Annotated in this window: 16 protein-coding genes; 11 read left to right on the top strand and 5 right to left on the bottom strand. The window is 49.6% G+C overall.

The window, feature by feature from the left end:
* Window positions 1-13 precede the first annotated feature (13 nt).
* On the top strand, window positions 14-1,186 hold the full coding sequence (gene uxuA, locus DW896_RS14040) for a mannonate dehydratase (protein WP_005826068.1): 1,173 nt from the start codon (window positions 14-16) through the stop codon (window positions 1,184-1,186).
* A gap of 134 nt (window positions 1,187-1,320) precedes the next feature.
* On the opposite strand, the gene DW896_RS14035 is transcribed toward uxuA, so the two are convergent.
* The 4 genes from DW896_RS14035 to DW896_RS14020 form a co-directional block, all read right to left on the bottom strand.
* Window positions 1,321-1,986, bottom strand: coding sequence for an MIP family channel protein (locus tag DW896_RS14035; protein ID WP_119993367.1), 666 nt, complete (start codon window positions 1,984-1,986; stop codon window positions 1,321-1,323).
* 258 nt (window positions 1,987-2,244) lie between these two features.
* Window positions 2,245-4,470, bottom strand: a complete 2,226-nt coding sequence (locus DW896_RS14030) for a glycoside hydrolase family 3 C-terminal domain-containing protein (protein WP_008662112.1) — start codon at window positions 4,468-4,470, stop codon at window positions 2,245-2,247.
* Between the two features lie 360 nt (window positions 4,471-4,830).
* Window positions 4,831-6,081, bottom strand: a complete 1,251-nt coding sequence (locus DW896_RS14025; protein WP_009037434.1) for a glycoside hydrolase family 5 protein — start codon at window positions 6,079-6,081, stop codon at window positions 4,831-4,833.
* Window positions 6,082-6,286: 205 nt separating this feature from the next.
* Window positions 6,287-7,879, bottom strand: coding sequence for a DUF6377 domain-containing protein (locus DW896_RS14020; RefSeq protein WP_227224156.1), 1,593 nt, complete (start codon window positions 7,877-7,879; stop codon window positions 6,287-6,289).
* 106 nt (window positions 7,880-7,985) lie between these two features.
* Here DW896_RS14020 and DW896_RS14015 point away from each other — a divergent pair, with 106 nt between their 5' ends.
* The 3 genes from DW896_RS14015 to DW896_RS14005 all read left to right on the top strand — a co-directional run bounded on the left by DW896_RS14015 (window position 7,986) and on the right by DW896_RS14005 (window position 10,752).
* Entirely contained in the window at window positions 7,986-9,170 is a 1,185-nt protein-coding gene (locus DW896_RS14015) for a DUF5009 domain-containing protein (RefSeq protein WP_057281865.1), read from the top strand.
* Entirely contained in the window at window positions 9,170-9,757 is a 588-nt protein-coding gene (locus tag DW896_RS14010) for an epoxyqueuosine reductase QueH (protein WP_008662117.1), read from the top strand. Before DW896_RS14015 ends, DW896_RS14010 begins: the two co-directional genes overlap by 1 nt.
* Before the next feature lie 89 nt (window positions 9,758-9,846).
* Window positions 9,847-10,752, top strand: a complete 906-nt coding sequence (locus tag DW896_RS14005; protein ID WP_057256589.1) for an alkaline phosphatase — start codon at window positions 9,847-9,849, stop codon at window positions 10,750-10,752.
* Window positions 10,753-10,760: 8 nt separating this feature from the next.
* Here DW896_RS14005 and DW896_RS14000 read toward each other — a convergent pair whose 3' ends face one another.
* The gene (locus tag DW896_RS14000) at window positions 10,761-12,008 is read right to left on the bottom strand and encodes a pitrilysin family protein (RefSeq protein ID WP_119993364.1); all 1,248 of its coding nucleotides are present in this window, start codon (window positions 12,006-12,008) and stop codon (window positions 10,761-10,763) included.
* Window positions 12,009-12,131: 123 nt separating this feature from the next.
* On the opposite strand from DW896_RS14000, the gene DW896_RS13995 reads away from it, so the two are divergent.
* The 7 genes from DW896_RS13995 (at window position 12,132) to DW896_RS13965 (ending at window position 19,779) form a co-directional block, all read left to right on the top strand.
* Window positions 12,132-12,737 carry an SIS domain-containing protein gene (locus tag DW896_RS13995; protein ID WP_119993362.1) on the top strand — a complete coding sequence of 202 codons (606 nt, stop codon included), beginning with the start codon at window positions 12,132-12,134 and terminating at the stop codon, window positions 12,735-12,737.
* Complete coding sequence (locus tag DW896_RS13990) at window positions 12,725-13,654, top strand: carbohydrate kinase (RefSeq protein ID WP_044468247.1); 930 nt, start codon at window positions 12,725-12,727, stop codon at window positions 13,652-13,654. Before DW896_RS13995 ends, DW896_RS13990 begins: the two co-directional genes overlap by 13 nt.
* A gap of 163 nt (window positions 13,655-13,817) precedes the next feature.
* On the top strand, window positions 13,818-15,203 hold the full coding sequence (locus tag DW896_RS13985; RefSeq protein WP_119993359.1) for a hypothetical protein: 1,386 nt from the start codon (window positions 13,818-13,820) through the stop codon (window positions 15,201-15,203).
* Window positions 15,200-15,814, top strand: a complete 615-nt coding sequence (locus tag DW896_RS13980) for a DUF5043 domain-containing protein (protein ID WP_005826095.1) — start codon at window positions 15,200-15,202, stop codon at window positions 15,812-15,814. The genes DW896_RS13985 and DW896_RS13980 overlap by 4 nt, the downstream gene beginning before the upstream one ends.
* A gap of 36 nt (window positions 15,815-15,850) precedes the next feature.
* Window positions 15,851-16,468 (top strand): DUF5043 domain-containing protein, encoded by a 618-nt coding sequence (locus tag DW896_RS13975; RefSeq protein WP_005826097.1) that lies wholly within the window; start codon window positions 15,851-15,853, stop codon window positions 16,466-16,468.
* A 149-nt stretch (window positions 16,469-16,617) separates the two neighbouring features.
* Window positions 16,618-17,682 (top strand): tyrosine-protein phosphatase, encoded by a 1,065-nt coding sequence (locus tag DW896_RS13970; RefSeq protein ID WP_022401897.1) that lies wholly within the window; start codon window positions 16,618-16,620, stop codon window positions 17,680-17,682.
* A 144-nt stretch (window positions 17,683-17,826) separates the two neighbouring features.
* Window positions 17,827-19,779, top strand: coding sequence for a DEAD/DEAH box helicase (locus tag DW896_RS13965; RefSeq protein ID WP_009037442.1), 1,953 nt, complete (start codon window positions 17,827-17,829; stop codon window positions 19,777-19,779).
* Window positions 19,780-19,838: the final 59 nt, after the last annotated feature.

The following is a 19,838-nucleotide window of genomic DNA, read 5'->3' as shown; positions in this document are numbered from 1 at the left end:
AACAATAAATAACATGATTCTTTGTGAACAAACCTGGCGCTGGTACGGTCCCAACGACCCGGTAAGCCTTTGGGACATCAAACAAGCCGGGGCTACCGGCATTGTAAACGCCTTGCATCATATTCCAAACGGGGAAATATGGACAGTAGAGGAAATCAAGAAACGGAAAGAAATGATTGAAGCCGTCGGTCTGCGCTGGTCTGTAGTAGAAAGTGTACCCGTACACGAACATATCAAGACCCAAACCGGAGACTTCCAGAAGTATATCGACAACTATAAAGAGAGCTTGCGTAACCTGGGCAAATGCGGCATTCACATTGTCACCTACAACTTTATGCCCGTACTGGACTGGACACGTACCGACCTCGCCTACGAACTACCCGACGGCAGTCGTGCCCTCCGCTTTGAACGTGCCGCTTTCATCGCCTTCGACCTCTTCCTGCTACGTCGTCCCGGTGCAGAAGGCGAATACACCGATGAAGAAAAGGCCAAAGCCCGTGCCCGCTTCGAACAGATGACAGAGGCAGACAAACAACTGCTTGTACGCAACATGATTGCCGGACTTCCCGGCTCAGAAGAAAGCTTCACCCTGGAACAGTTCCAACAGGAACTGGACCGCTACAAGGGCATCACTCCGGAACGCCTGCGTGCCAACCTGATCTATTTCCTGCAAGAAATCACTCCGGTAGCCGACGAAGCAGGTGTCATGCTCGTTATCCATCCGGACGACCCACCGTGCTCCATCCTCGGCCTGCCACGCATCATGAGCTGTGCTGCCGATTTCCAGGCACTGATTGACGCTGTTCCCAACAAGAGCAACGGTCTTTGCCTCTGCACCGGTTCGCTCGGTGTAAGCAGCGCCAACGATTGTGCAGTCATCATGCAGCAATTTGCCGACCGCATCAACTTTGTCCATCTGCGCAGTACACAACGCGACGCCGAAGGCAATTTCTACGAAGCCAACCACCTGGAAGGAGACGTGGACATGTATCACGTGATGAAAGCCTTCCTTGAACTGCAACAACGCCGTGGTGTCTCTATCCCGATGCGACCCGACCACGGACACCAGATGGTAGACGACTTGAAGAAGAAAACCAATCCCGGCTATTCCTGTATCGGCCGTCTGCGCGGACTGGCAGAGCTTCGTGGACTGGAAATGGGTATAGCCAAATCGCTGTACGAATAAGGCACAAGATATAGCAAGCATAAGGAAAGAACAGGAAGCCCTCCGTCCGAAACTTTGAAGTTTCGGACGGAGGGCTTCCCTTTATAAGTTTTCTGCCATCAGCCGCCTCTTCTTAAGGCACTGTCTGCCGACATTTATTTACCTTCTTTTGCAGCAAGCACTTTCCATACAACGGCACTCAGCGCAGCACCCACAAACGGAGCTACAATGAACAGCCACAACTGAGAGAGAGCCTCGCCACCCTGGAACAGTGCCGGACCGATGCTACGGGCAGGATTGACAGAAGTTCCCGTAACAGGAATACAAACAATGTGCACTAATACCAACGTAAGACCAATGGCCAATCCTGCAAGATTACCCGCCCCCTTCTCGGAATCCGTAGAACCTAAGACAACCAGCACAAAGATAAACGTGAACACAGCCTCTGCAATGAATGCCTGCAACATCATTCCGTCAGCAAACCCATTGGAACCGGTAGCCGTAGGACCACCATGAGCGCCCGTAGACACCAATGCATAAAGAATGGCAGAACCGATAACCGCCCCGATAACCTGAAACACCATATACATGGCTGCATCTTTCCCGCTCATCCTGCCGGACAACAGAACGCCCAGGGTAATGGCAGGATTAATATGACAGCCCGAGATTCCTCCGATAGCGTATGCCATCGCCACAACGGACAAGCCGAAAGTAAAAGCCACTCCCAGCGTTCCGACACCTGCACTAACCGCCCCCGCCGCACTTCCGGCAAAGACAGCACTACCACATCCCATCAGGACAAGAACCATTGTCCCGATCATTTCTGTAAAAATAAATATAAAAGATGAAAATCTGCCCAAACACGGCGGTAAAAACTCACCCATTACTACAAAACATCACTGCTTTAACTCTAACATCCAGCATATCTGCATCTTCCTTAGCCAACCCGAAGAAACTCAGAAATATAAGAAAACATATTGGCTTGTAAAGAGTACAAAGAAAGGGTGCAACCTCACGGCCACACCCTCCATCTACACTATCTTTGATAATAACCTAAAAGGAAACTTTATTTTCCTACATCATTTCAATTCAAAAGGAACCGTTCCCTTCACATCGGCTGCCGAAGCTGCTATGACAGCCTCGAACTTGCCCGGCTCGGCCACCCAAGCGTGCTGGGTGTCATCGAAGAAGCTAAGAGCCTCCTTATCAATGGTAAATGTGACTTCCTTTGTTTCGCCCGGAGCCAGTTTCACCTTTTGGAAACCTTTCAGTTCCTTGACGGGACGAGGCAGAGAGGACTTCTTGTCACTGATGTACAGTTGGACAACTTCCTGCCCTTCGCGCGCTCCGGTATTCTTTACAGAAACCTTCACGGTCAGCGTACCGTCGGCCTGCATGGTCTTGCTGTCGGCCGTCGGCTTGCCATATTCGAAAGTGGTATAGCTCAAACCGTGGCCGAAGGGGAACAACGGTTTCACCTTCTTCTGCTTATCGGCCCAACGGTAGCCCACGAAGATGCTTTCATTATACTTGATGTCGATGATGTCCTTGCTCCGTTTGCCGGTATATTCGCCCAAGCTGTGGGCCGGGCAGTCCTCCAGCTTCACGGGGAAGGTGAACGGAAGCTTGCCGCTGGGATTGACATCACCCATGAGGATGGCGGCAAGGGAACTGCCGGCTTCGGAACCCAGATACCAGTCCTGCACGATGGCAGGCACCTCGTTCACCCACGGCATGGCAATGGCGTTGCCGGAGATGTTGACGACAATCAGATTCTTGTTCGCCTCGGCCAGTGCGGAGATAACGGCATCCTGACCGTAGGACAAGCCCAGACCCTTACGGTCGGAGTCCTCGCAGTCCTGGCCGTTGCTCTTGTTCAAGCCGCCGATGAAGATGACATAATCGGCATCCCGGGCCTCTTTCACGGCTTCAGCTATCAGCTCTTCGGGAGTACGGTCATCCTTCAGATTCTGTCCGGTCACCACCCCGTTGTATTCACCGCTTGCATCGCCCACGTAGCCACGGGCATAGACCACCTCGGCCTTGCCGGCCACACGCTGCTTGATGCCGTCCAACGGAGAGAGTTCGCGCTGTACCTTCAGGGAAGAACTACCACCGCCTACGGTCATCATCTTGATGGCATTCTCGCCCACTACAAGAATCTTTTTAGCCCGGTTCAGGTCTATCGGGAGCACATTGCCCTTGTTCTGCAACAGTACGATGCCCTCCTCACCGATGCGGCGGGCAGCCTCGTAATGTTCCGGAGAGAGCATGCTTCCCCACGGACGATCGGGGTTCATCACCGTACGGAAGATAAGGCGCAGAATGCGGCGTACCTTGTCGTCCAGTTCCGTGGTACCTACCTTACCTTCGCGGATGAGGTTCAGATAGGGATTTGCCAGATAATAGTTATCGTATGCGTTGCTGGCACCGTTCGAGAGCCCGTTGGTCCAACTGCCGAATTCCATATCCAGCCCGTTGGTGATGGCTTGCCGGGTATCGTGCGTGCCGCCCCAGTCGGAAATGACTACGCCGTCGAATCCCCATTCGCCCTTCAATATATCGTTCAATGTGTATTGGTTGTGACAAAGATGTTGGCCTTTGTATAGGTTGTAGGCACCCATGATGCTCCACGCTCCGCCTTCCTGCACGGCCATCTTGAAAGCAGGCAGATAGATTTCATAAAGAGCACGGTCGTCCACGATGACGTTGGTGGTGTGGCGGTTCACTTCGTGGTTGTTCAAGGCGAAGTGTTTCACGCAGGCAGCCACGCCGTTCTGCTGCACGCCCCGGATATAGGGCGACACCATCTTTCCGGCCAGATAAGGGTCCTCACCCATATACTCGAAGTTGCGTCCGTTGAGCGGTGTGCGGTAGATATTGACACCGGGGCCCAGCAGGACGGACTTGTTGCGGTAGCGCGCCTCTTCACCGATGCTCTGTCCGTAAAGGAGAGACATTTCGGGGTTCCAGGTTGCCGCCAGACAGGTCAGGGCAGGGAAAGCCACGCAGGAGTCGTTGGTGCATCCGGCTTGTTCCCACTCGTCCCACAACACATCGGGACGTATGCCGTGGGGGCCGTCGTCCGTCCATACATCGGGAATGCCCAGACGGGGCACACCCGCACTGCTGAACTTGCTTTGCGCATGAGTCAACTTCACTTTCTCTTCCAGGGTCAGACGGCTCAAGGCGTCTTCCACTCTTTCTTCAATAGGTTTGCTTGCGTCCAGATAGACGGGCTTCTGCTGCGCCAGAAGAGGCAGCGCGACAGCGGCCAGAACCAAACCGAATAATACTTTTTTCATTGTTGTATAATTAAGTTGTTATATAAGTAAGCAATCATAATCAGTCCGTACCATTGATAATCCCCAACATACAAGGGAATATGACTTAGCCCTACCTACATAGGAACTGAAGTCCTTACACCCGTATAGTGAGTACCCATAACATCCGGATGTTGTTGTCCAAAACATCCCCATGTTTTACCCCAAAACACCCGGATGTTTTATCCCAATACATCCCCATGTTTTACCCTAAAACATCCGGATGTTTTGGATACTCAGTCCTATGGTGTGTACAGCTCAGTCCCTACCTCTTTCATGCTAAGTCCCGGCATCTCATCCTCTGGGACTTGATACGTACTGTTTGCAGCGAGGCAGCACCCGCTACTTCATTCCCAATGACCGGATATAACCCTCCTGAACCACACAATTCTTCAGTTTGCATGCCTCGATAAAGTCCATCATCGCCTTGCGGGACATGGCCTGCGCGGGACGTGCCTCACGGATTTCCTTGTACGTGGCACGCGGTGCTTCGGAGAAATACACGATGTTTGCCCAGTTCTCCGGCGGAGTGATGCCGACGAAAGAAGAACCGTCCATCTTCTTGTAGGGCCAGAAGGTATAGCCGATGTTGTTCTCGCGCATCGTCTGGCAGAAAGCGGCCTGCCATTCGTCCGTATTGTGGCCTATCTCACCCATGTACATGGGCAGGTTCACACTGTCGCGGAAGTTGATAATCGTCTGGATGGCAGCTTGGGTAGGTTCGCCTCCGTAACGGTGGCAAGTGTACATTATCTTGTCGTCGAACTTGGAGTCCTTGAAAGGCTTGAAATTACCGTTCCATTGCGCACCGCCCAGCAGGATGATGTGGTTGCTGTCCACCTCGCGGATGGCGGCTACACCTTTCTTATATACATCTTCCAGCTTGCCGTTGAGTTCCTCCATGTTCTCGAAGTAAGGGGCAATGGGCTCGTTGAAGAGTTCGTAACCGAGGATGACCGGTTCGTTCTTGTAGCGGTCGGCTATCCGGCGCCAGATGTCACAGTAGAGTTGCTGGCTGACTTCGCTGTCGAACAGCCAGGGATAGCCGTAGCTGTCGTCGATATTGTCGCCCGTCTGTCCGCCGGGAGCGTCGTGCATGTCGAGGATGAGGTACAAGTCCGATTCGCGGCACCACTCTACCAGGCTGTCCACGCGGGCAAAGCCGTCTTGGTCGGCAGTCAGTCCCATATAGTCCTCGTCGGTAAACAGCTTGTAGTGGAAAGGCAGGCGGATGGTGTTGGCACCCTGCTCCTTGATGAAGCGGATGTCCTCGCGCGTTACATAATTGTCCTTGAATGCTTTCCAGAAGTCGGCCGTAAAGTCCGGTCCCACCAACTGGCAGAACATCTCATTGATGAAACGGCCGGAATTGGTCTTGTTGAACTTGAACATGTATCCTTCCGGATTCAGCCAGTTGCCCAGGTTGGTACCCATGATGAAGAGTTTGGTACCGTCGGGCTTTATCAAGTCCTGACCCTGAATGGTTACGAATGCATCCGAAGTTACTTCTTTTGTCGCTTGTTTCTCACCGCATCCCGCAAGGCCCAAAGACAGCAAGGCGATGGAAATGCTTGTCGCTAATAAATGTTTCATGGCAATAATTTTGGTTATAGTATTAGTTGCGATATTCGCTTTTGCTTCCCCAAAGTTAGGAAAGATAAGAACACCTCGTACCGGCGAATCGGGAATAGGTGGAAGGAGTGAAGAAGCATGAACAAACAAACAACTAATAATCAGAAATATAATCAGAAGAAGAGAAAGGCAGAAAGTGGATTCAAAAAGCCAGTTTGACGTATTGTCAGCGTATCTGCATCAGCCGCATCTCGAAGTCCTCGCGCGAAATGCGGGCCTTGTTCTTCACCTTGGCACGGTAATTATAGATGGTGTTTACGGAATAACGGAGGAATTCTGCAATCTGCGAACTGTCGTCGATGCCCAGACGAATCAGGGCGAAAATGCGGAGTTCCGTATTCAGCAACTCGCCTTTACGGAGCACGATGCGTTCTTCGGGCTGCAGCAAGTCATTGAATTCATCGACAAAATCGGGGAAAAGGTGCAGGAAGGCAGTATCAAAGTTATCATAGAGTTCCTTCAGTCCGGCGTCCAGCACCTCGCGGGAACGCACCATCTTCAGCAGCTCTTCCATCTGCCCGGCAGAGATTTTCTTGTTGACCATCCGCCGGTAGGTATCCAGCCGGTTGATATAAACGGAGCAGAGATTCATGAAACGGCCCACATACTCCTCCTTGATGTTGTTTGAGAGTTGCAGTTGCTCGTTGGCATGCTCCAGCTTGTTCCGTGCGGCAGAGAGTCGCTGCATCTGCCGGTAGATAAAGCCCACTGCCACCACCAACAGCACAATCAAAGCGCTGATGAGCCAGAGGTACAGCCGGAGCCGGTCATTCTGCTTCTCACGCATGGCCTGATAAGTGAGGTCTATCAGTGAAAGGATGCCGGCAGTCTGGAGGCTGCGGCTACGGGCGTTGTATCGGTTGGTTTCGTCCCACGAGAAACGGATGTAACGGTAGGCATGCTCCATATCCCCTTCCTCATAAAGAAGTTCCGCCAGGTTCCAGAGTGAGGCATGGTCTGTGATGCTCAGGCGAATATCGGTCAGTGCAGACAAAGCCAGATAGCGCTTCTCCTCCTCCCGGTTCCCGAGCCGGCGGTAGAGCAATGAGCGCTGATAGGTCACCAGCGCATATTCGGGAGTATTGGGCTTGGCATGTGCCAGACGCGTATCATTGATGCTCAAGGCTTCGTCCGGATGGCCTGCAGCGGCCTCCCGCGTCTCTCTTCGTTCCAGATAGAGGGGGGATGAAGGCAGAAGTACCTGCATCAAAGAATCGTCATAATGGGTAGCCAAAGCCTGATAATGCTTCTTGAAAGAATCGTCCAGCGTATAGAAACTCAGTTCTGTGTAAAGTTTATGACAGGCATTGTAATAGTCCGGCAGCAGATGGGAGGGAAGGGAGGCTTTGTCCGTCTGCCTCAAGAGTTCGGCGGCTTCCTCGTACATGCCTGCCGAAGCCATCAAGTGGGCAAGCTCCAGCCTTGTTTCGAGTGCTGCATCCTGCCGGCCATAGCGCTCTGCCCAATCCAGATTGACACGAAGATAATGGATGGCAGAGTCGCAGATATATGCCTTATACTCCTTATAAATTTCCCCATTCCATCGAAAAAAAGAGATATTGGCGGTATCGGTATCCAACACTTGGCGCTTCAGCCGGGCAATGCGTCCTTCACGCACGGCGACATAGTGCCGGTGCGCCTCGATAGCCTCATCCAAAGAGGACGTCAGCGCAGTAAAAGAGGGCGTGCCGGCAGCCAAAGCCACACTTTGCCATACCACGACGGCAAGAAAACAAAAAATGAACAATCTCCTTTCCATGACCATAAAGTTCATGCAAATATAGCAAGAAATCCTGCAAAGCAGTAGCATCGGAAAGAATAGTTTCCTATATTTGCGTTCAAAACCCCCAAACAAATTATCTATCATGAAAAGCTTAACACTCCAACGGATTGCCGCGGTAGACGTATTCCGCGCACTCACCATGTTCCTCATGCTCTTTGTCAACGACATTCCCGGACTGAAAAACGTGCCCCACTGGCTGATGCATGCCAGGATGGACGAAGACATGATGGGATTCTCCGACACCATCTTCCCTGCTTTCCTTTTCTGCATGGGCATGTCCGTATCCTTTGCCATACAAAACCGGTACAAAAAGGGAGACAACACCCTGCAAGTCGTGGCCCATATCTTCTGGCGGACAGTGGCACTGATTGCCATGGGACTGTTTTCACTGAACAGCGGAGGCATCGAAGGCGGCCTCTCACATCAATGGTTTTCCATCTTGATGGTCATCGGCTTCTTCCTCACCTGGGGGGTATATCCCAAAGCGGAAGGAACGAAAAAGACCCTTTTCACCGCAATGAAAACAGCAGGCGTGCTGCTGCTCGCCTTCCTCGTCATCTACAAGGACATGAACGGGAAACCGTTCCAGATAAGCTGGTGGGGCATCCTCGGACTTATCGGCTGGACGTATGCGGTATGTGCAGGCATCTATCTGTTCACCCGGGAAAGCCTGCGGAAGAATGCCATTGCCTGGTTCGTGGTCGTATTGCTTGCCGTAATCAGCCATTCAGACCTGATACCGGGAGAGTACGGCAGCCGGATTATCCTGCTTCCCTTTATCCCGAGTGACTGGACACTGCATGCCTTCGGTATGTCCGGCGTATTGACCTCCCTGCTCATGCAGCGCTATGCCGACCGGGAACGGCCGGGACGATTCATCGGCATGCTTTGTGCCCTCGGCGTAGGAATGCTTGTCCTTGCCCTCGTCTCACACCCGTTCTGGATTATATCCAAAATACAAGCCACACCGACATGGCTGTTCTATTGCCTCGCCATGTTCTTCCCGCTGTTCGGTTTCTTCTACTGGCTGACGGACGTGAAAGGCAAAACCAACTGGTTCGATATCATCAAACCTGCAGGTACGGCAACGCTGACCTGCTATATTATCCCTTACATCTGGTATGCTGTCCAGCAACTGCTGCATCTGCACTATCCCGAGGCATTGGGAAGCGGTGTACCGGGGCTGCTCAAGTCCCTCATGTTCTCGCTTGTCATTGTGGGGCTGACCGGCCTGCTGGTGAAAGGCAAGATTAAACTGAAAGTATAATGTTGAAAGTCCAAACACCCAACGGTGAAGACAAGGTGCTGCTGCATTCGTGCTGCGCACCTTGCTCCTCTGCCATCATCGAGTGCATGCTGGAGAACGGCATACGCCCCACCGTATTCTACTGCAATCCCAACATCTATCCGCAGGCGGAATATGAGATAAGGAAAGAGGAGGCTATCCGCTTCGTAACCTCCAAAAACCTCGATTTCATCGACGCGGACTACGACTATGCACACTGGCTGCACACTATAAAAGGACTGGAAAACGAGCCGGAACGTGGCAGCCGATGCCTAAAGTGCTTCACACTGCGCCTGACAGAGACAGCCCGCTACGCCTCCGAGCATGGTTTCTCCGTATTCACCACTACCCTCGCCTCTTCGCGCTGGAAAAGCCTGGAGCAAATCAATGAAGCCGGACGCCGTGCCGCCGCGCTCTATCCGGATACCCTCTTCTGGGAACAGAATTGGCGGAAAGGCGGGCTCCAGGAGCGGCGCAACCAACTGCTGAAAGAGTATGACTTCTACAACCAGCAGTATTGCGGCTGTGAATTCAGCATGCAACGGTTGGAAAAGAACGAAACGATATAAAATCGGCCGGATTATGTACGATATCGTACTAAAACTAGGTACGTTTCCCGTAACTTTGTTTCATGTTAACAATAAGAACTAAAGAAAACATGAAGAAACTGACTTTTACATTATTCATCGCCCTAGCAGTGGCATGCCTCTTTTCAGTTCCCTGCAATGCCAAGGGAAAAGCAAAACACGTAGTTTTCATCGGTCTTGACGGCTGGGGTAGCTACAGTGTTCCCAAAGCAGACATCCCCCACATCAAGCAACTGATGGCAGACGGTTCTTATACATTAGAAAAACGGACTGTACTTCCCTCCTCCAGCGCCGTCAACTGGGCAAGCATGTTTATGGGGGCAGGTCCTGAATTGCACGGATATACGCAATGGGGCTCCAAGACTCCCGAGCTTCCGTCACGCGTACTGAACCAGCACGGCATATTTCCTACCATCTTCCAGCTGCTACGTGATGCCCGGCCGGAAGCGGAAATAGGCTGCCTGTATGAATGGGACGGTATCAAATACCTTGTAGACACTCTTGCCTTAAGCCACTATGCGCAAGCGCCCGACTACAACAAACATCCCGAAGCCTTATGCGGTATGGCAGAAAAGTATATCAAGGAGAAACAACCGACCCTTCTTGCCATTTGCTTTGACAACCCCGACCATGTAGGCCATCAAGCCGGACACAATACTCCTGAATATTACTCCAAACTGAAAGAACTCGACGGTTATGTGAGCCGCATCATCCAGGCCGTTACAGAGGCAGGTATGCTGAAAGAAACCATCTTCATCGTTACTGCCGACCACGGAGGCATTGAAAAAGGACATGGCGGCAAGACCATGCAGGAAATGCAGACTCCCTTCATCATCTCCGGAAAGAACATTAAGAAAGAAGGCGAATTCCACGAAAGCATGATGCAGTATGACGTTGCCTCCACCATTGCCCACATCTTCGGGCTGAAACAGCCACAAGTATGGATAGGACGTCCTATGTTGCAGGTTTTCAAATAAAAAAGCGGTCAGCGATAAATGAGCGTCGAAAGATAGTCCTCGGCAAACATCTCGTTCGCCACCTCTAACAGAGCTTCCGAAGTGAGCTGTTCAATACGATGGAACACAGCTTCGGAAGTTTCGCATTTATTATAATGCAGGAAAGTCTTTCCCATACCCAGCGCATTGTTCTCATTATTATCCGAAGCTACACCGATTTGCCCGATAAGCTGCTTCTTGGCAGCCGCAAGCTGCGAGGAAGTCATCCGGACATCACGCAAGCGTTTCAATTCCTTATATACCAGGCGGGCGCAGTAGTCCAAATCTGCAGGGTCGCAACCGAAGTAGATGCAGAAAGTTCCCGTATCGGTATAGGAAGTCAAGTTAGATTCTACGTTATAGACCAGCCCACGACGTTCACGGAGAGAGACGTTCAAGCGGCTGTTCATGCCCGGGCCACCCAAGACATTGTTCAGCAGGTAAAGTGCGGTGCGCTTGTCATCGTATGCATTATATCCCCGGCTACCAATCATGACGTGTGCCTGGTGAGTATCCTTATGCACTACAAGATGCTCGGGTACATAGAGGGGAGGCGGAGTACGACCATAATGCACCGGTGTTGCCGGTATATCCGCCAGAAGTTTTTTTGCCATAAGCACAACTTTCTTGAAACTCAGATTGCCCAGAACAAAGAAAACCATATTGTTGGGATGGTAGAAGCGGGCAGTGAATGCGGCAGCATCCTCACTGCGAAACTGCTTTAACTGCTCGGGATTGCCAAGAATGTTGCGTCCCAGGGGATGCCCCCTGAATATCAAGTCCTCAAAATCATCGAAGATTAGCTCGGAAGGATTGTCTTCGTAGGATTGTATCTCGTCGATAATCACCTCTGTCTCCTTCTCTATCTCGCGTTGCGGAAAGGTGGAGTGGAATACAATATCCACCAGAAGTTCGAAGGCACGGCCGAAATGCTCGGTCAGGAAAGCAGAGTAAATCACCGTCTCTTCCTTGTTGGTGTAAGCGTTGAGGTCACCGCCCACATTCTCCATGCGGTTCAGAATGTGCCATGCCTTGCGCTTGGCGGTACCTTTAAATATAAGGTGCTCCACAAAATGCGCCATACCCTGCTCGTTTTCAAGCTCGTCACGCGTACCCGCATCTACGGCAAAACCACAATAAGCCACTTTGGAGGCTGAGGGTTCGTGAATGATGCGCATGCCATTGGGCAGGGTATATTGATTGAAAGTTGGCAGTAAATTTTCTTTTAAGTTCTTCATTCTGACGTTTCAAACTATTTGAGGCGACAAAAATACAATAAAACTTATTGCCGTTTATAGAAAATTGCAGATATTTGCAATTGCTATAATTTTAAGCACATTAATCAAATTAGCACATTAAGTATGATTGCATCCATTCAAGAGCTTTTGCAGAAAGAGGCACAAGCCGTACTGAACATTCCAGTGACGGACGCTTATGAAAGAGCTGTAGAACTCATCGTAGAACAAGTGCACCGCAAAAAAGGGAAACTGGTAACTTCGGGCATGGGCAAGGCAGGACAGATAGCCATGAACATCGCTACCACCTTCTGCTCTACCGGTATTCCGTCCGTTTTCCTGCACCCCAGCGAAGCACAGCATGGTGACCTCGGCATCCTCCAGGAGAATGACTTGTTGCTGCTCATCTCCAATTCGGGCAAAACTCGTGAAATCGTGGAGCTGACACAGCTGGCACATAACCTGAACCCAGAACTGAAGTTTATCGTCATCACCGGAAACCCCGACAGCCCCCTGGCACACGAATCCGATGTATGCCTTAGCACCGGAAAACCCCAAGAAGTATGCGTATTGGGCATGACGCCCACGACTTCGACCACTGCCATGACCGTCATCGGCGACATCCTGGTAGTACAGACCATGAAACAGACCGGATTCACCATTGAAGACTACTCCAAACGCCATCACGGCGGTTACCTCGGAGAAAAATCAAGATCGTTATGCGTAAAGTAATAGGTATAGGAGAAACCATACTGGACATCATATTCCGTGGCGGACAGCCCACAGCGGCCGTTCCGGGCGGTTCGGTATTCAACGGCATCGTTTCACTGGGACGTATCGGCGTTCCCATCTGCTTTATCAGTGAAACGGGCAACGACCACGTGGGCAATATCATCCTCAACTTCATGCGCGAGAACAATATTCCCACAGACCATGTCAATGTCTTCCCCGACGGGAAATCCCCCGTATCACTCGCTTTCCTGAACAACCGGAGCGATGCGGAATACATCTTCTACAAAGATTATCCCAAACAACGCCTGGACGTGGAATATCCGCAGATTCAAGAGGACGACATCGTTATAATAGGGTCTTATTATGCCTTAAACCCCGTATTGCGCGACAAGGTATTGGAACTGCTGGAACGCGCGCACGACATGCATGCCATCATCTATTACGACCCCAATTTCCGTTCGTCCCATAAAGAGGAGGCCATCAAGCTGGCTCCCACCATCATCGAGAATCTGGAATACGCCAACATTGTACGCGGCTCGCAGGAGGATTTCTTCTATATGTGGGGCTTGCAGGAGGCCGACAAGATATACAAGGACAAAGTGAAGTTCTACTGCCGCAACTTCCTCTGCACGGCCGGCGCGGAGCAGGTTTCATTGCGTACCGGCACAATTTCCAAAGAATACTCCATTCCTCCGTTGGAAGCGGTCAGCACCATCGGTGCGGGCGACAACTTCAATGCAGGCATCATCTTCGGGCTGCTGAAGTACAATGTACGCTACGAGGACCTCGATACCATGGACGAGGCCACTTGGGACAAAATCATCCAATGCGGCATTGAGTTTGCCGCCGAGGTATGCAAGAGTTTCAATAACTCCGTTTCAAAGGAATTTGCAGAAGCACGGAAATACCAACCATAGGCACCCTTACAAAAGGGTGTTCACCACAGATTACACGGCCTGAAAATCCATGCAATCTGTGGTAGGACAGCTTCCGGATTAACAAAATTCTCCTGTTTTTCCTTTCATTTCTGCTTTTTTTTTGCTTTATTTGTCTATTCTTTATACCTTAAGCATTCGCGCTATGAATAGAAAAGGAAACAGACAGCACTCTCCAACCCCTCCTAAGCAGAAATGGCAAAACATCTACCTTGCACTGTGCGTTCTTTTAGGAATGCTCGCCTCTTGCGAAACAGAAGAATCTTTCTATCAACCCCGATTCCCGGCAAACAACATCCCGTTGACCCGGCAAGCGTTATTCAAGCCGGAAAACTTCTTTGCCTACACCGACTCTACCCTGAAAGCCGTGATTTCCGCATTACGCAGAGTAGAAGAAGAAAAGCATTTCACCGCTCCTTTCCTGTTGAAATACGGCATTCCTCTCTGGAACTTCACCTACCAATTGACCGAAGAAGAAGAGACCTGCATCTTCGTTCCCCTCTACCGCCTTGACAAGCCACACTGCATCGATGCCATCTGGCTGTTGCACATCAAAGACGGATGGATGAAATTCCTTCCATTGAAGCGTGATGACGAACTCATAAGAGAAAGCGACCAAGTGTTCATATTCGACTTGTTAAGCTATCTGGTATTTGGCGAAGAGAATGCGCAAGGACTCACATTCAAGCCTCATGCCCAGACCCGTTCGGTAATAACCGTCACCCAATGCTGGGATGTATATACCGGACCTAAAGACCAGCTGGAATACAGCTATACCAACTGCGTTAGTCATTCCTATTGGGTAGATGATGCCCTTATAAATAATAGCAACTGGAACAGTGAAGGAGGAGGAAGCGGCGATGTGTGGATTGGAGGAGGAAGTTCAGGAGGTTCCGGCTCTTCATCGGGCACTCCGGCAGGAAATATATTCAAGAAAGAGGCCGACCAAGACTCGCTTTTATGGGTAATCACCGAAAACATGACAGCCCGAATCATGGAAGACTGTTTGGGAGGAGACCTATACAGCCAACTGAAAGAGAAAGTCAAAAACAACAAAATCAATCTGGAATTCGATTTCGGCAAAGGGTATTCCTACAATTGGGAAGAGCATACCTTGCACATCGGATTGGAAGACTTGGAAGCAAACAACCTTCTGCATGAAATGTTCCATGTTTTCCAAACCACACAAGAGCCTATATCATCGTTCAAAAGTTCTATGATGAACAGAGAGATAGAAGCGCACTATGCGCAATACCTGTTCTTACAAAGGAGCGCGGAGTGGACGGACAAAAAACAAGATAAATATGCAAAAAGCCAACGCCTAAGAGCAACAACTTCATTGACTAAATATGTAAATCAGCAAGGTCATGTTACAACTTCATTCTTGGATATCTTTGAAACCTATATATCTAATAATGTCGTTAATGCTTTCCGTCAGGAAGGATACGACAATTATCCATTTAAAGAGTATTCGGATATCACCAATATTTTTCCCAACATAAAATTAACAACTAAAAATTGTGACGAATGAAAAGACTATTGCTTATTACACTGCTTATAGGATACATCTACCCTTGTGTAGCACAGGACAAACCTATCAGAACAGAAGAATCACTTGAAGGAACAGTCATTTATAAAAAGACCACCACTTTCGAGGTAGATGGTTATACGTACCAATGCGACGTAGATGACGGTAGCCAGTTTGTGACTCTTTATAACAAAGAAAACAAACTGACATACGAAAAGATTGTGTATAAAGACACGGGGAAGACATATATTGGCAGCTGGAGTAGCAATGTAATTGAATATGACAGATTCATGAGTCAGCAAGCAGATTTCATAGTAGACCAAGCATTCACCAAAGCCATGGCAGATGAAATTGGGAAAACGGAACTTATGATAACCATGTTGCTCAGTCCAAATACGGGAGAAGTAATGGAAGTGAATTTCAATTTTTTCACCTTTGAGCCATACGCCAAAGTGCCACTACATGTATATAGGGAAATCGAAGTAAAACTGAAAGAACAAATTCATTTTAAACCCATAGAGGAAGGAAAACAACTCAACTACATTATGCTGGCATGGATGCAAAAGCCCCAAGGGAAACTCCCCCCATTACCTCCTCCCGGTTCGCTAATGTAAGCAACATACAAAATTAACAACTAAAAATTGTGACGAATGAAAAGACTATTGCTTATTACACTGCTTATAGGATACATCTACCCTTGTGTAGCACAGGATAAACCTATCAGAACAGAAGAATCGCTTGAAGGAACAGTCATTTATAAAAAAACCACCACTTTCGAGGTAGATGGTTATACGTATCAATGTGACGTAGATGACGGTAGCCAGTTTGTGACTCTTTATAACAAAGAGAACAAGTTGACATACAAAGATATTGTATATAAAGCCACAGGAAAAATATACATCGGTAGCTGGAATGAAAAAAAAGTAATTGAATACAATAGCTCCATGAGTAAACAAGCAGACTTCATTGTGGACGAAGCTTTTACCAAAGCCATGGCAGATGAACTCGGAAAGCGTGAGTTCACAATAACCATGCTACTCAGTCCGGATACGGGGAAAGTAATGGAAGTGAATTTCAATTTCACGACCTTTAGCCCATACGCCAGAGTACCACTGCATGTATATAGGGAAATCGAAGTAAAACTGAAAGAACAAATACACTTTAAACCCGGAGAAGTGGGAAAACAACTCAATTACATCATGCTGTCATGGAGACAAAAGCCCCAAGGGAAACTCCCCCCATTACCACCTCCCGGTTCGCTGATGTAACATTGTAAACCAACCTGCCTATGCACGAAAGAATCTATAGCAGTTTTTTTAAAGTTCAAAAAAGAAATATAAAAGCTTGGCATTGCTGTTACCTTCTGTGGGTAAATTACATATATTTGTGATTAACGACATCAGAGAGGTTACGAATTATGTATAAGAACTTATTGAACTTGCTTGTTTTGGCAGTGCTGCTCCCTTCCTGCAATGGCACTGCCCCTCACATTTCCGTTGTATGCGAAGAAAACAACGTGGGCAACTGCATTGTAAAATGGGAAATGGCCCCTCTCATCAAAGGAAATGTGAAGGTATATGCTTCGACCAATCCCAACCATATCCCCGAAGATGTTCCCGTTGCCGTCGCCAACATCTCCGACCTGAAGATGACTGTCATCACTACCGACCCTACACAACGATACTACTACACACTTGTATTCGCTGACAAATACCGGGTAAAGATTGCCACCCGCAACATCAACATCCCCGGCATACAGAACTTCCGAGACCTGGGAGGCTATTCCTCCTATCCCACCCAAAAGAAAGTGCATTGGGGCATGCTGTACCGCTCTGCCGAAATAGATAAACTGAAACCGTGTTCGCGCAAAGAGCTCAAGAACATAGGCATAAGGACTATCATCGACCTGCGTTCATCTGTCGAAGCGAATAGACAAAGCCCTTTGCAACAGGCATTCAAAGTGATCCATATCCCCATTCCTACCGGCGACATGGAGTATATCCTGAAAGGTGTACAGGAACAGAAAATCAAGAGCGATACTGTCTACCGAATCGTGGAGCAGATGAACCGCGAGCTCATCAGCAACTACACCAAAGAATACCGCCGGATTTTCGATATTCTGCTGGACAAGAACAATTATCCCGTCGTTATCCATTGCTCGTCGGGCAAAGGGCGCACAGGCATCGTATCGGCACTTGTGCTTGCCTCCCTTGGAGTGGACGAAGACATCATCATGGAAGACTACCGCCTCAGCAACGACTACTTCAACATCCCGGCGGCCTCCCGATACGCCTACCAGCTTCCGGCACGCTCGCAAGAGGCCATCACCACCCTCTTCTCGGCACGCGAGGATTTCCTGAATGCCGCCATCGAAGAAATGGAACGAAGGTATGGAGATACCGACACCTACCTGCAAAGAGGCATCGGTCTGACAAAAGAAGAAAGAAAGAGACTGCAAGACATTCTTTTAACGGATAATTGACAATGGATAATGGATAATGAGTAGCCAATAAAAAACGATTTTATCATGTAATTGCATAATTATCAACCATCAATTATCAATTATCCATTGAAAAGCACTATCTTTGCGCCCGAAATATAAAGATAAAGATATACAGAAGATTTAATGAAGACATTTGAAGAGCTCGGTGTGTCGCCGGAGATACGCCGCGCCATCGAAGAAATGGGTTACGAGCAGCCCATGCCGGTACAAGAGGAAGTAATTCCCTACCTTTTAGGAGAAAACAATGATGTAGTAGCACTGGCACAAACAGGAACAGGAAAGACCGCAGCGTTCGGCCTGCCGCTCATACAGAAGATTAACGTCAACAACCGAATTCCCCAATCACTTATTCTCTGCCCCACCCGCGAACTTTGTTTGCAGATAGCAGGCGACTTGAACGATTATTCTAAATATACCGATGGCTTGCGAGTGTTGCCCGTATATGGAGGCTCGTCCATCGAAAGCCAGATACGCGCCCTGAAACGGGGTGTACACATCATCGTAGCCACACCGGGACGACTGCTGGACCTGATGGAACGCAAAACCGTGTCCCTCGCCACCATACAGAACGTGGTTATGGACGAAGCGGACGAAATGCTGAACATGGGATTCACAGACAGCATCAACGCCATTCTCGCCGATGTGCCGCAGGAGCGCAACACCTTGCTGTTCTCCGCTACCATGAGCCCGGAAATCGCACGCATCTCCAAGAAGTACCTGCGCGATGCCAAGGAAATCACCATCGGACGCAAAAATGAAAGCACCAGCAACGTGAAACACGTAGCCTTCTGTGTACATGCCAAAGACAAGTATGCTGCCCTGAAACGTATTGTGGACTACTATCCGCAGATATACGGCATCATCTTCTGCCGTACCCGCAAAGAAACGCAGGAAATAGCTGACAAGTTGATGCAGGAAGGCTATAATGCCGACTCGCTGCACGGCGAACTGAGTCAAGCGCAGCGTGACACCGTGATGCAAAAGTTCCGCATCCGCAACCTACAACTGCTGGTTGCCACGGACGTTGCCGCACGCGGCCTCGATGTGGACGACCTGACACACGTCATCAACTACGGATTGCCCGATGACACCGAGAGTTATACCCACCGCAGCGGCCGTACGGGACGTGCCGGCAAAACCGGGACTTCCATCGCCATCATCAACCTGCGAGAGAAAGGCAAAATGCGCGAGATTGAGCGCATCATCGGCAAGAAATTCATTGCAGGCGAAATGCCCACCGGCAAACAGATATGCGAAAAGCAACTGCTCAAAGTGATAGACGATCTTGAAAAGGTGAAAGTGAACGAGGAGGAAATCGCCGACTTTATGACCGACATCTACCGCAAGCTGGACTGGCTGAGCAAAGAGGACCTGATTAAACGCATGGTTTCGCATGAATTCAACCGTTTCCTGGATTACTATCGCGGCCGTGACGAGATAGAGACAGCAACCGGTAGTGAGCGTGGTGCAAGAAGTGGCGAGAGGGGCGACCGCAACGACCGTAGAAGCAGCCGCAAAGCAGAACCCGGCTTTACCCGCTTGTTCATCAACCTGGGTAAAATGGACAACTTCTTCCCCAACGAATTAATCAGCCTGCTGAACAACAATACACGTGGACGTGTAGAGCTGGGACGAATTGACCTGATGCAGAAGTTCTCCTTCTTCGAAGTGGAGGAAAAGGAAGCCACCAATGTAGTGAAGGCCCTGAACCGCGCCAGCTGGAACGGCCGTAAAGTATCCGTAGAGGTTGCTGGAGACGAGGGTAAGGAGGCTCCGAGGGGCAAACGTCCGGGTACAGCCGGAAGCCATGGGAAAAAAGAGTTTGACAGCAAGAAGCGCAGTTACAAGGAAGACGGCAAACGGAACGATGCCACCGGCAAACGCAGCGAAAAGGCCGAAAGTCCTGCAAACGACAAGAAGAAAGGCAAGCCCAGCCGCGAAGAGCGGGGTTACACCAAAGCCCGTGGCAAAAAGGATGACTGGAAACAGTTCTTCCAGGGCAACAATGACTTTAAGGATGCAGAGCCCGACTTCAGTGAAGAAGGGTGGGCAAGACGGACACCGAAGAAGAAGTGATATAAACTATAGAAGGCACTATAAAATATTTTGTGTAAATGCAAAATACGGGATTCAGT

Source organism: Bacteroides sp. AM41-16 (assembly GCF_003603495.1).
GTDB classification, from domain to species: domain Bacteria; phylum Bacteroidota; class Bacteroidia; order Bacteroidales; family Bacteroidaceae; genus Bacteroides; species Bacteroides uniformis.
The sequence above is the reverse complement of the archived record's forward strand: the minus strand, read 5'-3'. Positions and strand labels throughout refer to the sequence as shown.

Bases quoted from the DNA above. Each gene is read 5' to 3' on its own strand.
- uxuA (WP_005826068.1), top strand. From the start codon at position 14: ATGATTCTTTGTGAACAAACCTGGCGCTGGTACGGTCCCAACGACCCG.
- DW896_RS14035 (WP_119993367.1), bottom strand. From the start codon at position 1,986: ATGATCGGGACAATGGTTCTTGTCCTGATGGGATGTGGTAGTGCTGTC.
- DW896_RS14030 (WP_008662112.1), bottom strand. From the start codon at position 4,470: ATGAAAAAAGTATTATTCGGTTTGGTTCTGGCCGCTGTCGCGCTGCCT.
- DW896_RS14025 (WP_009037434.1), bottom strand. From the start codon at position 6,081: ATGAAACATTTATTAGCGACAAGCATTTCCATCGCCTTGCTGTCTTTG.
- DW896_RS14020 (WP_227224156.1), bottom strand. From the start codon at position 7,879: ATGGAAAGGAGATTGTTCATTTTTTGTTTTCTTGCCGTCGTGGTATGG.
- DW896_RS14015 (WP_057281865.1), top strand. From the start codon at position 7,986: ATGAAAAGCTTAACACTCCAACGGATTGCCGCGGTAGACGTATTCCGC.
- DW896_RS14010 (WP_008662117.1), top strand. From the start codon at position 9,170: ATGTTGAAAGTCCAAACACCCAACGGTGAAGACAAGGTGCTGCTGCAT.
- DW896_RS14005 (WP_057256589.1), top strand. From the start codon at position 9,847: ATGAAGAAACTGACTTTTACATTATTCATCGCCCTAGCAGTGGCATGC.
- DW896_RS14000 (WP_119993364.1), bottom strand. From the start codon at position 12,008: ATGAAGAACTTAAAAGAAAATTTACTGCCAACTTTCAATCAATATACC.
- DW896_RS13995 (WP_119993362.1), top strand. From the start codon at position 12,132: ATGATTGCATCCATTCAAGAGCTTTTGCAGAAAGAGGCACAAGCCGTA.
- DW896_RS13990 (WP_044468247.1), top strand. From the start codon at position 12,725: ATGCGTAAAGTAATAGGTATAGGAGAAACCATACTGGACATCATATTC.
- DW896_RS13985 (WP_119993359.1), top strand. From the start codon at position 13,818: ATGAATAGAAAAGGAAACAGACAGCACTCTCCAACCCCTCCTAAGCAG.
- DW896_RS13980 (WP_005826095.1), top strand. From the start codon at position 15,200: ATGAAAAGACTATTGCTTATTACACTGCTTATAGGATACATCTACCCT.
- DW896_RS13975 (WP_005826097.1), top strand. From the start codon at position 15,851: ATGAAAAGACTATTGCTTATTACACTGCTTATAGGATACATCTACCCT.
- DW896_RS13970 (WP_022401897.1), top strand. From the start codon at position 16,618: ATGTATAAGAACTTATTGAACTTGCTTGTTTTGGCAGTGCTGCTCCCT.
- DW896_RS13965 (WP_009037442.1), top strand. From the start codon at position 17,827: ATGAAGACATTTGAAGAGCTCGGTGTGTCGCCGGAGATACGCCGCGCC.